At 74.2% G+C, this 15374-nt stretch carries 11 protein-coding genes; 8 read left to right on the top strand and 3 right to left on the bottom strand.

Annotation, left to right across the window (positions count from 1 at the left end):
- Window positions 1–8 precede the first annotated feature (8 nt).
- The 4 genes from glgX (at window position 9) to AC0OLQ_RS13980 (ending at window position 7121) form a co-directional block, all read left to right on the top strand.
- Window positions 9–2129, top strand: a complete 2121-nt coding sequence (gene glgX / locus AC0OLQ_RS13965; protein WP_484531660.1) for a glycogen debranching protein GlgX — start codon at window positions 9–11, stop codon at window positions 2127–2129.
- A gap of 3 nt (window positions 2130–2132) precedes the next feature.
- Complete coding sequence (gene treY / locus AC0OLQ_RS13970; RefSeq protein ID WP_484531661.1) at window positions 2133–4469, top strand: malto-oligosyltrehalose synthase; 2337 nt, start codon at window positions 2133–2135, stop codon at window positions 4467–4469.
- A complete protein-coding gene (gene treZ, locus AC0OLQ_RS13975; RefSeq protein ID WP_484531662.1) occupies window positions 4466–6199 on the top strand; it encodes a malto-oligosyltrehalose trehalohydrolase in 1734 nt (577 codons plus the stop codon). Before treY ends, treZ begins: the two co-directional genes overlap by 4 nt.
- A 346-nt stretch (window positions 6200–6545) precedes the next feature.
- Window positions 6546–7121 carry a GNAT family N-acetyltransferase gene (locus AC0OLQ_RS13980; RefSeq protein WP_484531663.1) on the top strand — a complete coding sequence of 192 codons (576 nt, stop codon included), beginning with the start codon at window positions 6546–6548 and terminating at the stop codon, window positions 7119–7121.
- Window positions 7122–7131: 10 nt separating this feature from the next.
- On the opposite strand, the gene AC0OLQ_RS13985 is transcribed toward AC0OLQ_RS13980, so the two are convergent.
- Window positions 7132–8610: a glutamate-cysteine ligase family protein gene (locus AC0OLQ_RS13985; protein ID WP_357336522.1), complete on the bottom strand. Its 1479-nt coding sequence runs from the start codon at window positions 8608–8610 to the stop codon at window positions 7132–7134.
- Between the two features lie 163 nt (window positions 8611–8773).
- On the opposite strand from AC0OLQ_RS13985, the gene AC0OLQ_RS13990 reads away from it, so the two are divergent.
- Entirely contained in the window at window positions 8774–9112 is a 339-nt protein-coding gene (locus AC0OLQ_RS13990) for a DUF3817 domain-containing protein (RefSeq protein WP_484531664.1), read from the top strand.
- An 8-nt stretch (window positions 9113–9120) separates the two neighbouring features.
- Here the strand turns inward: AC0OLQ_RS13990 and AC0OLQ_RS13995 are convergent, their stop codons facing one another.
- The gene (locus tag AC0OLQ_RS13995) at window positions 9121–9981 is read right to left on the bottom strand and encodes an alpha/beta fold hydrolase (protein WP_484531665.1); all 861 of its coding nucleotides are present in this window, start codon (window positions 9979–9981) and stop codon (window positions 9121–9123) included.
- Window positions 9982–10019: 38 nt separating this feature from the next.
- The gene (locus AC0OLQ_RS14000; RefSeq protein WP_484532344.1) at window positions 10020–10568 is read right to left on the bottom strand and encodes a hypothetical protein; all 549 of its coding nucleotides are present in this window, start codon (window positions 10566–10568) and stop codon (window positions 10020–10022) included.
- 140 nt (window positions 10569–10708) lie between these two features.
- On the opposite strand from AC0OLQ_RS14000, the gene AC0OLQ_RS14005 reads away from it, so the two are divergent.
- From AC0OLQ_RS14005 to AC0OLQ_RS14015, 3 genes are all read left to right on the top strand, one after another.
- Window positions 10709–11836, top strand: a complete 1128-nt coding sequence (locus AC0OLQ_RS14005) for a baeRF2 domain-containing protein (RefSeq protein ID WP_357336529.1) — start codon at window positions 10709–10711, stop codon at window positions 11834–11836.
- Window positions 11829–13589 (top strand): thiamine pyrophosphate-binding protein, encoded by a 1761-nt coding sequence (locus AC0OLQ_RS14010; RefSeq protein WP_484531666.1) that lies wholly within the window; start codon window positions 11829–11831, stop codon window positions 13587–13589. The genes AC0OLQ_RS14005 and AC0OLQ_RS14010 overlap by 8 nt, the downstream gene beginning before the upstream one ends.
- 279 nt (window positions 13590–13868) lie before the next feature.
- A complete protein-coding gene (locus tag AC0OLQ_RS14015; protein ID WP_484531667.1) occupies window positions 13869–15260 on the top strand; it encodes a hypothetical protein in 1392 nt (463 codons plus the stop codon).
- The last annotated feature ends 114 nt before the right edge of the window (window positions 15261–15374 follow it).

Below are 15374 nucleotides of genomic sequence, written 5' to 3' on the forward strand. Positions count from 1 at the left end.
GGAGCGACATGCAGGTCTGGCCGGGCGAGAGCTACCCCCTCGGCGCCACCTACGACGGGATGGGGACCAACTTCGCGATCTTCTCGGAGGTGGCGGAGAAGATCGAGCTCTGCCTGTTCGACGAGTGGGACACCGGCGCCGAGCTCCGGGTCGAGCTGCGCGAGGTCGACGCCTACGTCTGGCACGCCTACCTGCCCGGCATCGAGCCCGGCCAGCGCTACGGCTACCGGGTGCACGGGCCGTGGGACCCGGCCAACGGGCTGCGCGGCAACCCGCACAAGCTGCTCCTGGACCCGTACGCCAAGGCGGTCGACGGGGAGGTCCGCTGGGACCCGGCCGTCTACGACTACGAGGTGGGCGGCGACCCGGACCGGCGGAACGACACCGACTCGGCGCCGTTCATGCCGAAGTCGGTGGTGGTGAACCCGTACTTCGACTGGGGCAACGACCGGCCGCCGCGCACGCCCTACCACCACTCGGTGATCTACGAGGCGCACGTGCGCGGGCTGACCATGCGCCACCCCGACATCCCCGAGGAACTGCGCGGCACGTACGCGGCGATCGCCTCGCCCGTGATGATCGACTACTTCAAGCGGCTCGGGGTGACCGCGGTCGAGCTGATGCCGGTGCACGAGTTCGTGCACGACCACCGCCTGGCCGACCTGGGGCTGCGCAACTACTGGGGCTACAACACCATCGGCTTCTTCGCCCCGCACCACGGCTACTCGGCGCTGGGCCGGCTCGGCCAGCAGGTGCAGGAGTTCCGCGGCATGGTCAAGGCGCTGCACGCGGCCGGCATCGAGGTGATCCTCGACGTGGTCTACAACCACACCGCCGAGGGCAACCACCTCGGGCCGTCGCTGAGCTTCAAGGGCATCGACACCCCGAGCTACTACCGGCTCTCGGAGTCCGACCGCCGCTACTTCGTCGACTACACCGGCACCGGCAACAGCCTCAACGTGCGCAGCCCGCACTCGCTCCAGCTGATCATGGATTCGTTGCGCTACTGGGTCACCGAGATGCACGTCGACGGCTTCCGCTTCGACCTCGCGGCCACCCTGGCCCGGGAGTTCTACGAGGTGGACCGCCTCTCCACCTTCTTCGAGGTGGTGCAGCAGGACCCGGTGGTCGGCCGGGTCAAGCTGATCGCCGAACCGTGGGACGTGGGCCCGGGCGGCTACCAGGTGGGCAACTTCCCGCCGCAGTGGAGCGAGTGGAACGGCAAGTACCGGGACACCGTGCGGGACTTCTGGCGCGGCGAGCCGGCCACCCTGGCCGAGTTCGCCTCCCGGATCTCCGGCTCCGCCGACCTCTACCAGGACGACGGGCGCCGCCCGTTCCACAGCATCAACTTCGTCACCTGCCACGACGGGTTCACCCTCAACGACCTGGTCTCCTACAACGACAAGCACAACGAGGCCAACAGCGAGGAGAACCGGGACGGGGAGAGCCACAACCGCTCCTGGAACTGCGGCGTCGAGGGGGAGACCGACGACCCCGGCGTGCTCGCCCTGCGCGCCCGGCAGCGGCGCAACTTCCTGGCCACCCTGATCCTCAGCCAGGGCGTGCCGATGATCGGCCACGGCGACGAGTTGGGCCGCACCCAGCGCGGCAACAACAACGCCTACTGCCAGGACAGCGAGCTGGCCTGGGTCGACTGGGAGCGGGCCGACGAGGACCTGGTCGGGTTCGTCCAGCGGCTCACCGAGTTCCGGATGCGGCACCGGGTGTTCCAGCGGCGGCGTTTCTTCACCGGGCTGCCGGTCGGCGGCCGGGCCGCCGGCACCGCCCTGCCCGACCTGGCCTGGTACACCCCGGACGGCCGGGAGATGACCGGCGAGGACTGGGGCAACGACTTCGGCCGCTCGGTGGCCCTGTTCGTCAACGGCGAGGGCATCCCGGAACGCGGCCAGTACGGCCAGCGCCACCGGGACGACTCCTTCCTGCTGCTGTTCAACGCGCACGACGCGCCGCTGGACTTCACCCTGCCGCCGGCCGAGTTCGGGCAGCGGTGGGAGCTGGTCATCAGCACCGCGGACCCGGATCCGGAGAAGAGCCTGACGGTCGAGGCGGGCGGGAGCGTCTGCGTCCCCGACCGCTCGCTGCTGGTCCTGGAGAGGACGGCCTGACCCATGCCCGACACCCCCCACCCCGATGACACGACGGCGACGACGACGCGGGTGGGGTCGACCTACCGCGTCCAGGTCCGCCCCGGCTTCGACCTCGACGCCACCGCCGGCCTCGCCGGCTACCTGGCCGACCTCGGGGTCACCCACCTCTACAGCGCGCCCCTGCTCACCGCCACCCCCGGCTCCCAGCACGGCTACGACGTGGTCGACCACCGCGCGGTCAACCCGGAACTCGGCGGCGAGGGCGGCCGGCAGCGCCTGATCCGGGCACTGCGCGCGGCCGGGCTCGGCCTGGTCGTGGACATCGTCCCCAACCACGCCGGGGTGGCCCGGCCGGCGGCCAACCCGGCCTGGTGGGACGTGCTGCGCCGGGGCCGGGCCTCGGCGTACGCGGACTGGTTCGACATCGACTGGAATCGGGGCCGGCTGCTGCTCCCGGTGCTCGCCGACAGCCCCGACGCCCTCGACGACCTCAAGGTGGTCGACGGGGAGCTGCGCTACCACGAGCACCGCTTCCCGATCGCCGACGGCACCGGGGACGGGACACCCCGCGAGGTGCACGACCGGCAGCACTACGAGCTGGTCAACTGGCGGCGCGGCGACACCGAGCTGACGTACCGCCGGTTCTTCGCCGTGTCCGACCTGGCCGGGCTGCGGGTGGAGGACCCGGAGGTCTTCCGCGCCACCCACGCGGAGATCCTGCGCTGGGCCGACGCCGGCGACCTCGACGGCATCCGGGTCGACCACCCGGACGGGCTCCGCGACCCCGCGGGCTACCTGGCCCGGCTGCGCGCCGCCGCGCCCGGCGCCTGGCTGGTGGTGGAGAAGATCCTGGAGTACGGCGAGGAGCTGCCGGACTGGCCGGTCGACGGCACCACCGGCTACGACGCCCTGCCCGCGGCCGGCGGGCTCTTCGTCGACCCGGAGGCCGAGGCGGACTTCACGGCGCTGGACGGCCGGCTCACCGGGCGGCACACCTCCTGGGAGGACCTCACCCACGACACCAAGCTGGCCGCGGCCACCCGGCTGCTCGCCGCCGAGCTGAGCCGGCTCGCCGCGCTCGTCCCCGAGCTGCCCGGCGAGCAGGTCCGGGCGGCCCTCGCCGAGCTGGCCGCCTGTTTCCCGGTCTACCGCGGCTACCCGCCGGAGGGCGCCCGGCACCTCGCCGCCGCCCGCTCCGAGGCCGGCCGCCGCCGCCCCGACCTGACCGCCGTCCTGGACGCGGTCACCGCCCGGCTCCGCGACCCCGACCACGAGCTGGCCGCCCGCTTCCCGCAGCTCTCCGGCGCGGTGATGGCCAAGGGGGTCGAGGACACCGCCTACTACCGGTGGAGCCGGTTCGTGGCGCTCAACGAGGTGGGCGGCAGCCCCGCCCACTTCGGCGTGCCGCCGGCCGAGTTCCACCGCTTCGCCGCCGCCCGGCAGGTCCGCTGGCCGGCGAGCATGACCACGCTCTCCACCCACGACACCAAGCGCGGCGAGGACGTCCGTGCCCGCCTCGCGGTCCTGTCCGAGCTGCCCGGGCGCTGGGCCGAGCGGGTGGCCGACTGGATGTCCCACGCACCGCTGGCCGATCCGGCGCTGGCCCACCTGCTCTGGCAGACCGCCGTCGGGGCCTGGCCCATCGACCGGGAACGGCTGCACGGGTACGCGGAGAAGGCCGCCCGCGAGGCGTCGGTGTCGACCAGCTGGGCCGACCCCGACCCCGGGTTCGAGCACGAGCTGCACGCCCTGGTCGACCGGATGTACGACGACCCGGAGCTGCACGCCCAGCTCACCGCGTTCGCCGACGAGATCACCCCGGCCGGCTGGTCCAACTCGCTCGGGCAGAAGCTGGTCCAGCTCGCCATGCCCGGCGTGCCGGACACCTACCAGGGCACCGAGCTGTGGGAGAACTGCCTGGTCGACCCGGACAACCGCCGCCCGGTCGACTTCGCCGTACGCCGGGAGTTGCTGACCCGGCTCGACGCCGGCTGGCGGCCGGCGGTGGCCGCCGACGGCGCGGCCAAGCTGCTCGTGGTCTCCCGCACCCTGCGGCTGCGCCGGGCCCACCCGGAGCTGTTCACCGGCTACCGGCCGGTGCCGGCGCGAGGGCCGGCCGGCCCGCACGCGGTGGCCTTCGACCGAGGCGGCGCGATCGCGGTGGCCACCCGGCTGCCGCTGCGGCTGGCCCGCACCGGCGGCTGGGGCGACACGACGCTGGCGATTTCCGGCAACAGTGTTACGGACGTGTTCACCGGTCGGGTCTACAGTGGGGCTGAGCTGCTGATGCACGATCTGCTGAGCACCTATCCCGTCGCCCTCCTCGCTCCCACCGACTCCGTGGAGGCTGCCGCATGACCGAGTTCACGGTGTGGGCGCCCGAAGCCGCCCGGGTGCGGCTGCGCCTGCCCGGCGTCGCCGACCACGACATGCGTCCCGGCCCGGAGGGCTGGTGGCGGGTCGAGGTGCCCGGCGCCGGACCCGGCACCGACTACGCGTTCCTCCTCGACGACGACGAGCGGGCCCTGCCCGACCCCCGGTCCGCCTGGCAGCCGCAGGGCGTGCACGGGCCGAGCCGGCGCTACGCCCACGCCGCCTTCGACTGGACCGACCAGGGCTGGACCGGGCAGCAGTTGCCCGGCAGCGTCCTCTACGAGCTGCACATCGGCACCTTCACCCCGGAGGGCACCTTCGACGCGGCGATCGGCCGCCTCGACCACCTGGTCGACCTCGGCGTCGACCTGGTAGAGCTGCTCCCGGTCAACGCCTTCAACGGCGAGCACAACTGGGGCTACGACGGGGTCTGCTGGTACGCGCCGCACGAGCCGTACGGGGGGCCGGACGGGCTCAAGCGCTTCGTCGACGCCGCACACGCCAAGGGGCTGGGGGTGATCCTCGACGTCGTCTACAACCATTTCGGGCCCTCCGGGGCCTACGCGCCGCGCTTCGCGCCGTACCTCACCGAGCAGAGCAACACCTGGGGCCGCACCGTCAACCTGGACGGGCCGCACTCCGACGGGGTGCGCCGCTACATCGTCGACAGCGTGCTGATGTGGCTGCGCGACTACCACGTCGACGGGCTGCGGCTGGACGCCGTACACGCCATGCCCGACTCCCGGGCCACCCACTTCCTCGAGGAGGTGGCGGCCGAGGTGGAGGCGCTCTCCACGCACCTGGGCCGGCCGCTGTCGCTGATCGCCGAGAGCGACCTCAACGACCCGAAGCTGATCACCCCGCGGGAAGCCGGCGGGTACGGCCTGCACGCCCAGTGGAACGACGACGCCCACCACGCGCTGCACACCCTGCTCACCGGGGAACGGCAGGGCTACTACGGCGACTTCGGTTCGCTGGAGTGCCTCACCGACGTGCTGACCGCCGCCTTCTTCCACGCCGGCACCTGGTCCAGCTTCCGCAACCGCAGCCACGGCCGCCCCGTCGACCGGCAGCGCACGCCGGGGCACCGGTTCGTGGCGTACCTGCAGAACCACGACCAGATCGGCAACCGGGCCACCGGCGACCGGATCTCCGCCACGCTCTCCGCCGGGCTGCTGCGCGTCGGCGCCACGCTGCTGATGACCGCGCCCTTCACCCCGATGCTGTTCATGGGGGAGGAGTGGGCGGCCAGCACCCCGTGGCAGTTCTTCACCAGCCACCCGGAGCCGGAACTGGCCACCGCGGTGGCGGCCGGTCGCCGGCGGGAGTTCGCCGCGCACGGCTGGCCACCGGGAGAGGTGCCCGACCCGCAGGATCCGCAGACCTTCGTCCAGTCCCGGCTCGACTGGGCCGAGTTGGACAAGCCCGAGCACCGGGAGATGTACGACTTCTACCGGCGGCTGATCGCGCTGCGCAAGCGCCGCCCCGACCTGTCCGACCCGCGGCTCAGCCACGTCGAGGTGCGCCACGGCGACCAGTTCCTGCTGATGCGGCGCGGCGGCTGCCTGGTGGTGGCGAACCTGGCCGGCAAGCCGCAGCGGATCAACCTGCCCGGCGTGGTGCGCCGGGTGCTGCTCGCCACCTCCGAGGGGGTCACCGTGATGCGCGACGGGATCGAACTGCCGCCGGAGTCTGCCGCGATCGTGGCGCTCTGACGTTGGCGCGGGACCGGGCCGGCCGGCCCGGTCCCGCACCGCCCGGTCAGGCCCAGGGGGCCGTCGGGTACCAGGGAATGATCTCGCGGCGGGCGAGCAGCCGGACGTCCCACTAGAGGAACGTGAACGCGACGTCAACGACGGTGGGGACCGACCGACGGTGCCGGGGCACCCGGCCACGGCGCCGCCGGGCATCGACCCTGCGGATCGATGACCATTCCCATCCTCGGCGCGGGCCATCCGCGCGGCTTCTTCCCCCGTGCTCACTCCTTCGCCGATCGCTGTGCCCGCCGCGCCGAGCGTGCCGGGGCAGCGGCGCTCGCGCCGGGCCGCTAGCGTGCCGGGCATGGATGAGGCCGACCCACCGGCGGCGCCCACCGGCATCGCGCACGGGGCGGGCGGCGGCACCGTCCGGCTGCGCCCGGTCGCCGAGCCGGACCTGGCGATGTTCCGCCGGTTCGCCACCGAGCCGGGCCTGATCGGGCCGGACTGGGCCGGCTTCCGGGACCCGGGTGCGCCCGCCCGCCGGTACGCCGAGGACGGCTGGCTGGGCGAGCGGGACGGCCGGCTGATCGTCCAGATCGAGCCCGAGGGGGCCGCCGCCGGTTTGGTGAGCTACGGGTCAGGCATCTACGGCGGGCGCGCGCCCTACTGGGAGATCGGCATCGCCCTGCTGCCCGAGTGGCGTGGCCGGGGCATCGGCTGGCGGGCGCAGGCGCTGCTCTGCGACTACCTGTTCGCGCACACCCCGGCGCAGCGGATCCAGGCCGGCACCCACCCGGAGAACGTCGCCGAGCAGCGATCGCTGGAGAAGGCGGGCTTCCAGCTGGAAGGGATCGTCCGGGCCTGCGAGTTCCGCGCCGGCGCCTGGCGCGACGGCTGGCTCTACAGCCGGCTGCGCGACGACCCGTCCCCGCTCTGAGCCGGGAAGGTCAGGGCAGCGGCCACTCGTGGACGGGCCGGTTGCTGTGCATCAGATCGACGTAGTGGCGGACCACCTCGCGCAGCGCCTCCGGCCGGTCCAGGTGGTCGGCGGACTCCAGCCGGTGCAGCGTCTCCACCTGCCAGGTGGCGCCGTTGCGGCCGGTCAGGCAGCGCTGCTCGACGATGTCGAGCAGCCGGTCCCGCTCGGCGGGGTCGAGGCCCCACCGGTCGAGCCCGTGGTGGGCCAGCGGCAGCAGCCGGCGCAGCACCAGCTCGGTCACCGGCAGGTAGCCCAGCCCGGGCCAGAACACCTGGGCGTCGATGCCGTGCCGGGCGCAGTTGGTGAAGTTCTCCTCGGCCGCGCTGAACGACATCTGCGACCAGAGCGGCCGGTCCGACTCGGCGAGGGCGCGGACCAGACCGAAGTAGAAGGCGCCGTTGGCGACGGTGTCCAGCACGGTCGGCCCGGCGGGCAGCACCCGGTTCTCCACCCGCAGGTGCGGGCGCCCCTTCAGCACGTCGTAGACCGGGCGGTTCCAGCGGTAGACGGTGCCGTTGTGCAGCCGGAGTTCGGCGAGCTTCGGCACGCCGCCGGCGGCCAGGGTCTCCGCCGGGTCCTCCGGGTCGCAGACCGGCAGCAGTGCCGGGAAGTAGCGCACGTTCTCCTCGAACAGGTCGAACACGCTGGTGATCCAGCGTTCCCCGAACCAGACCCGGGGGCGTACCCCCTGGGCCTTGATCTCCTCGGCGCGGGTGTCGGTGGCCTGCTGGAACAGCGGGACCCGGGTCTCCCGCCACAGCTCGCGGCCGAACAGCAGCGGCGAGTTCGCGCCGAGCGCGACCTGGATGCCGGCGATCGCCTGGGCGGCGTTCCAGTAGTCGGCGAACTGGGCCGGGCTGACCTGGAGGTGGAACTGGGTGCTGGTGCAGGCCGCCTCGGGGGTGATGGTGTCCGCGGTGGTGGCCAGCCGCTCCACCCCGCTGATCGAGATCCGCAGGTCCTCGCCCCGGGCGGCGAAGATCTGCTCGTTGAGCAGGGCGTAGCGGGGGTTTGCCGAGAGCGTGGCGGCGGTCAGGTGCTCCGGGCGCAGGGTCGGCAGGATGCCGATCATCACCATGTGCGCGCCGACCGTGCGGGCCTTCTCCTCGGCGGCGTTGAGGCTGGCCCGGACGTGCTCCTCGAACTGCGCCGTGCCGGTGCCGGTGAGCCGGCGCGGGGCCACATTGATCTCGATGTTGAACTGGCCCAGCTCGGTCTGGAAGCTGGGATCGGCGATCGCCTCCAGCACGTCGGCGTTGCGCATGGCCGGCTGGGAGTCGCCGTCGACCAGATTCAGCTCGATCTCCAGCCCGGTCATCGGCCGCTCCACGTCGAAGCGGGACTCGCGCAGCATCTCGGCGAACACGTCCAAGCAGCGCCGCACCTTGTCGCGGTAGCGGGCCCGGTCCTCCCGGCTGAAGGTGCGCACGCCGACGTCCTCGCCCATGGTCACCACCCTGTCACCGTTGGTCCCCCTAACCTCGCACGTCACGGCGGCGCGGGGAAAGAGCCGGGGGACCCATTACTACCCAGCTCTCCCGCCGGTGATCCCTGTCGCGCCGCACAGTGTCCCGGCCGGTTCGGTGGGTGCGGCTGGCTACCATGGCCGGATGCGCGAGACCACCATCCGGCTGTTCGTGGCAGCGGCGATCGCCGAGGCCTGCTCCTGGGCCGCCCTGCTGGCCGGCATGGCCGTCAAGTACGGGCCGCCGCGCAACGAGATCGGCGTGCACGTGTTCGGCCCGGTCCACGGCGCGCTCTTCGTGGCGTACGGGCTGCTCGTGCTGGTGGTGGCCCGGCAGCGGCGCTGGTCGCTGTGGCACACCGCGATCGCGCTGGCCTGCGCCGTGCCGCCGTTCGCCACGGTGCTCTTCGAGCGCTGGGCGCGCCGCCGCGGCCTCCTGGCCGCCCCGGCCCCCACCGACCGCCCCCTCACCCCGGTCGGCTGACCGCCGGGTCACCCGGCCAGGAAGTCGCTGAGCAGGCCCGCCAGCTCCCCGGGCGCCTCCTCGGCCATGTGGTGGCCGGAGGGGATCGAGGCCGCCCGCACGTCGTCCGCCCAGTCGCGCCAGATCGCCGCCGGGTCGCCGTACAGCTCGACCATGTCGTCCCGCTCGGACCAGGCGAAGAGCACCGGACAGCCGATCCGCCGGCCGGCGGCCCGGTCCGCGTCGTCCGCCGCCCGGTCCGGGCCCAGCCCGGCCCGGTAGTCCTCGCACATCGCGTGCACCGTGGCCGGGTCGTGGATGGCCCGGCGGTAGTCGGCGTACGCCTCCGCGCCCATCGCCTCCGGCGAGCCGCCGTACCAGGCGTCCGGATCGGCGTTGATCACCCGCTCGGCCGGCTTGGCGAGCTGGCCGAGGAAGAACCAGTGCCACCAGCGGGCCGCGAACCGGGCGTCGCAGCGGGCCAGCGCCTCGCCGATCGGCACCCCGTCCAGCACGCCGAGCCGGGTCACCCGGTCCGGGTGGTCCAGCGCGGTGCGCATGGCCACGTACGACCCCCGGTCGTGGCCGACGACCGCCGCCCGAGGGTGGCCGAGCGCGTCGAGCAGCGCCACCACGTCGCCGGCCATCGCCCGCTTCGAGTAGACCGTGTGCGCCGGGTCGCTCGGCGGCTTCGACGAGCCGCCGTAGCCGCGCAGGTCGGGGCAGATCACGGTGTGCCGGGCGGCGAGCAGCGGCGCGACCCGGTGCCAGGTGGCGTGCGTACGCGGGTGCCCGTGCAGCAGCACCACCGGCGGCCCGGAGCCGCCGTGCCGGACCCGCAGTCGCACCGAGCCGAGGTCGATCTCCGCCAGGGTGAATCCGGGGAACATGAGCGAGGCGGTGCCCCGGGCGGCGGCAGCGGAAACCTTTAGCGGAGCGCGGAGCAGGCGGCGACGCCCGCCACCAGCAGCACCCCGAGCATCGCCTGCAGCAGCAGCGCCGGCCCCAGGTGCGACCAGACCGTCGCGGTACGCGGGGTCAGCAGCTGGCCGGTAGTCAGGTTGACGATCCGCTCGATCCGGGGCGGCAGGTCGGCGTCGCGCTGCGGGCGCAGGGTGAGCTGCACGTGGTCGCCGGGGTGCAGGGCGCTCTGCGGCAGGTGGCCGTGCAGCTCCACCTCCACCAGCCGGCCGGCCGCGTCGCGCACCCGGACCGGGGTGACCAGGAACTCGGGCCCCTGCTTCAGCTCCTTGAAGCTGCGCCGGGCGCCCCCGCCGCCACGGCTGAGCAGGGCGCGCACCACCCTCAGCAGCAACCCCACCACGCCCGCCGCGGTCAGCACCGCGACCAGGACCGGCTGCCCCACCCGCACCTCGCGGGCGTAGCCCTCCATGAGGCGGACCAACCGGCCGGTGACGATCCGTTCCGCCGGGTGGACGGCGCGCCGGATGTGCAGCTCCGCGTCCATGTTCACCACCGAGAGTTCCGTTCCGTTCACTGATGGTATCGATTCCTCGGGTTGAACGACGTGAATGAACGCCGGTCACGGCCCGCCCCGGAAGGTGACATCCGGGGTCGCGCGGGTATGCGTGCGTCCGAGCTGGAAAGGGGTCGAGCATGCAGCTGTCCTTCCTGCGCCCGCTCTACGACCGTCCCGGGCCCTGGTGTTCGGTCTACCTGGACGCCTCCCGGGACACCCACGACGCGCGTCCGCAGGTCGACCTGCGCTGGCGCGCGCTCAAGGGAAACCTGATCGGGCAGGGCGCCGACCAGGCGACCGTCGAGGCGGTCGAGGAGGTGGTCCGCCGGCACGATCCGATGCCCGGCGACTACGGCATCGCGGTCTTCGCCAACCGGGGGCGGGTGGTGCTCACCGAGTACCTATCCGCGCCGCCGCTGCGCGATCTGGCGAGCTGGTCCGCGCTGCCGCACACGATGCCGCTGGTCGCCCAGCGCGGCGAGCAGATCGCCTGGGTGCGGGTGCTGGCCGACCGGACCGGGGCGGACGTCGTCGCGGTCAGCGCCGGCGGGGTGCCGCGCCGGGCGAGGGTGACGGGGCGGGAGAGCTGGCAGCTGCGCCGGGTGCAGCCGGGCGGCTGGTCGCAGTCCCGCTACCAGCGGGCCGCCATGGAGGCGTGGCACCACAACGCCGGTGACGCCGCCGCGGCCACCGCCGAGCTGGCCGACCGGGTCGGCGCGGACGTGGTGGTGGTGGCCGGGGACATCCGGGCGACGGGGATGATCGCCGCCCAGCTGCCGGAGCGCTGGCAGGACGTGCTGGTCCGCACCGACGCCGGCTCCCGCGACTACATCGGCGCCGACGACACCCTGATGGACGACATCACCGTGCAGACCATCGCCGAGGTCGCCGACCAGCGGATCGCCGCCGCGCTCGACCGCTTCGGCGTGCAGGAGGACGTCGGCGCCGGCCTGGACGCGGTGGTTTCCGCCCTGCAACGGAACCAGGTCGACACGATGCTGATCGTCGACGACGCCTCCGCCAACGGCAAGCTCTGGATCGGGCCCGAACCGACCGAGATCGCCACCGACCCACAGCAGTTGGCGGACATGTCGGTGGCCGACCCGCAGAAGGTACGCGCGGACGCCGCGCTGCTGCGCGCGCTGATCGGCACCGACGCCGAGCTGACCGTGCTCGCGCCGGAGGAGGCGCCGGAACTCACCGACGGGGTCGGCGCCGTGCTGCGCTACGTCGACGCCAGCACGCCCGGGCGGGGCAATGGCTGACCGTACGGTGGCGGACCTGGTCGTCGAACGGCTGCGGGCCTGGCGAGTGCCTCGGGCCTTCGGCTACCCGGGGGCGGCGATCGCCCCGCTGGTCGCCGCGCTGGACGCCGCGGGCGGGGACCCGGATTTCGTCCCCGCCCGACACGAGGAGACCGCCGCGTTCATGGCCACCGGGCACGCCAAGTTCACCGGCGAGATCGGGGTCTGCCTGGCCACCCAGGGGCCGAGCGCGGTGCACCTGCTCAACGGCCTCTACGACGCCAAGCTGGACAGCAAACCGGTGGTGGCGATCGTCGGCGAGGACGTCACCGGCCCGCTCGGCGGGGCGCACGAGGAGATCGGGCTGAGCCGGCTCTTCGGCGACGTCTGCAACCAGTTCGTCCGCTACGGCCGCACGCCGGACCAGGTGCCGGGCCTGCTGGACCAGGCGTTCCGCACCGCCGCGGCGACCCGCAGCCCGACCTGCGTGGTGCTGCCGCGCGCCCTCCAGGTGGCGGCCGTCCCGGACCTGCAGCCGCAGGTCGCCGGTGTGATGTCGGCGACCCCGGGCGAGCCGCTGGCCCGGGTGCTGCCGCACGACGCCGATCTGGACGCTGCCGCCGCGCTGCTCGGCACCGGTCAGCGGCTGGCGATCCTGGTCGGCCAGGGCGCGCACGGCGCGGCCGAGGAGGTCATGGCCCTCGCCGACCGGCTCGACGCGGGCGTGGCCACCTCGCTGCTGGGCAAGCCGGTGCTCGACGAGCGGCTGCCCTTCCACACGGGCGTGCTCGGCGAGGTCGGCACCACCGCCGCCGCCCAGCTCATGGGGGGCTGTGACACCCTGCTGCTGGTCGGCACCAACGACCCGTGGACCGACTGGTTCCCGATGCCGGGCCAGGTCCGCACCATCCAGATCGACATCGATGGCCGGCGCATCGGCACCCGTTATACCGTGGACGTGCCGCTGGTCGGCGACGCCGCCGAGACGCTGCGCGCGCTGCTGGGCCGGGTGCCGGACCGGCCCAACCCGCAGTGGCGCGGTGTGGTGGAGAGCTCGGTCGACCGGTGGCGGGAGGCCGCCGCCGAGCGGGCCGCTGCCCCGGCGGAGCCGCTCAACCCACAGCTCGTGCTCCAGGAACTCTCCGCCCGGCTGCCGCGCCGCGGCTCCGTCGCGGTGGACGTCGGCTCGGTCATCTACTGGTACGCCCGGCACCTGGAACTGCCCACCGGCGTCCGGGCGCAGCTCTGCGGCACGCTCGGCTCGATGGGCTGCGCCCTGCCGTACGCCGTGGCGGCCAAGCTGGCCCGCCCGGACGAGCCGGTGATCGCGCTGCTCGGCGACGGGGCCATGCAGCTCAACGGGCTGGCTGAGCTGATCACGGTGGCGCACCACTGGCAGGAGTGGCGGGATCCCCGGCTGGTGGTGCTGGTGCTGAACAACCGCGACCAGTCCGGGACGGGTGGCGGACGACCGCCCGGCGCGTTCGCCGACCGGCGGCCCGACGTGCCGTACGCCGGCTGGGCCCGGCTGCTCGGCCTGCACGGGGTGCGGGTGGACCGCCCCGACCTGGTCGGTCCCGCCTGGGACGAGGTGCTCGCCGCGGACCGGCCCAGCGTGTTCGAGGCCGTGGTCGACCCGGCCGTGCCGCTGAACCCGCCCGAGCCGGCCCTGGCCGACCTGCGTGGGCTGTTCGCCGACGGGGACGCGGCCCGGCGGGTGCGGGAGCGGGTGCTGGAGGCCGAGGGCGCCGTGGAGGCGGAGGACCTCGTCTAACGGATCGAAGCCGGCGTTTGCGATCTTGGAGAGTTGCCGTTCGAGCGGAACGGCAGCTCTCCAAGATTGATTTTGTCGTCGTCGGCCGCGCGCGGAAGTGCCGGTTCGACCCGGGACGGCGGGGCACGGCGGAACGACGTGCCTGGGTGCGGTGCGTGCCCCGCGTGGTGCCGCCGCCCGCCCGCTGATTGGTCCGACCCGTGGGGGGATGCCCCGTTTAGACCCCAGAGGGACGGGAAGCCGGGCCGCGTGGTGAGCGAACGAGGGAAGGGGGAGCCGGTGCGCAAGGTGCCCGTGGGGTCGACCGGGGACCGGGTGGTCGCCGTGGGCAGCGCCGCCAGGCTGCTGGTCGCGGTGACGGCGCGGGCGCTGCGCGGCGACGACTGCGGCGACCTCGGCCACCCGGGCCCGCTGTCCCGCTTCACCGGGGCCCCGGAGCCGGTGCGCCGCGCCGCCGCGGCGCGGGCCGCCGGCCGGGCCGCGCTTACCCCCGCCCAGGTGGCCGAGGTGGACGCCGAGCGGGTGGCCGGGTGGTTCGTCGGCCAGTACCCGGCCCGCCGCTGGCCCGGGGCGGTGCTCGGCTCGCCGCACGGCGCGGCGGCGCACCTGGCGGTGGCGCTCGGGGTGCCCTGGCTGCCCGCCGCGTTCGAAGTGTCCGCGCACTGGACCCCGGGCGCGGTGGACCGCCCGGACGCTGCGCTGGACCACGGGGCCGCGCTCGCCGGCCGGCTGCTCGCCGGCAACCCGCGCGTGCACGTCCGGCAGGTGCACTGCCCGGCCAGCCGGGGCGCCTCGGCGGGCGCCACGGTGGCGCTCGCGCTGCGGTGGCGGGCGCTGCCCGCGGCGTACGCCCGGTTCCTCAGCGAAGGGCTGGAGCCCGGCGCGCCGGTGCTGCTGCTGCACGACGCGCGCACCTGGCCGGTGCGGGACGAGGGGAGCGGGCACAGCTTCCAGGTCGGCTCCCCGGCGAGCGGGCTCGACCCGGTCGACTTCCACCCGGACGCGCACGCGCTGCGCCAGGTGCTCCGCTCGGCCGGCGGCGACGGGGCGCGCTGGACGCCTCCGGACGTCACCTCCCCGGCGGCGTTCGCCGAGAACGGCGTGGAGTCCGGTTTCGAGCACGACGCCCGGGAGTGGGGCGGCCGGCACGGGCATCCGCTGCACCGGGTCGTCGTCCCCCAGCCGGACGCGCTGAGCGCCGCGACCGCCGACCTCTACCGCCGCTGGCTGCGCCGGGCCGGGAAGACCGGCGACCGCCTGGTGGTCGAGTGCGGCCGGCTGCTAGACCCGTGGCAGGTGATCCGGGCCGGGCTGGTGCCCTACTGGTGCGAGAACGCGACGCGGCGGCGGGTGCAGGGGGTGGAGTGGTGGCTCGCCGGCAGCGAGCCGTTCAGCTCGGTGGACGTGCTGCCCGAGCCGCCCGGGGTCCGCTCGCCGGCCCTCGCGGGGCTGCCGCAGTGGCTCGCGGTGGCCGGATTCGGGCGGCGCCGGCGCGCCCTGGATCGGGGCTCGGCGCGCGGCTACCCGGTCACCGCGGTTCCCACCCGGCGTGCCACGGAGGTGTTGCGCAACCAGCCGTACGACCTCCCGGTGCCGCCGCCGCTGCGGATGGCCGAGGCCCTCGCCGCCCTGCGCGACGCGGGCGCCCACCAGGGGTTGCTGCTCTCCTGAGGCCGGCCGTCGGCGGGTCGCCGACCAACCTGGCGAAACATCCTCGCGATCCTGCGGTCCGTGATTGAGTACCTACGGAGCGGGAACACCGCTCGCCGCGGAACGGCCCACGAC

The organism is Micromonospora sp. Utrum1, assembly GCF_057197805.1.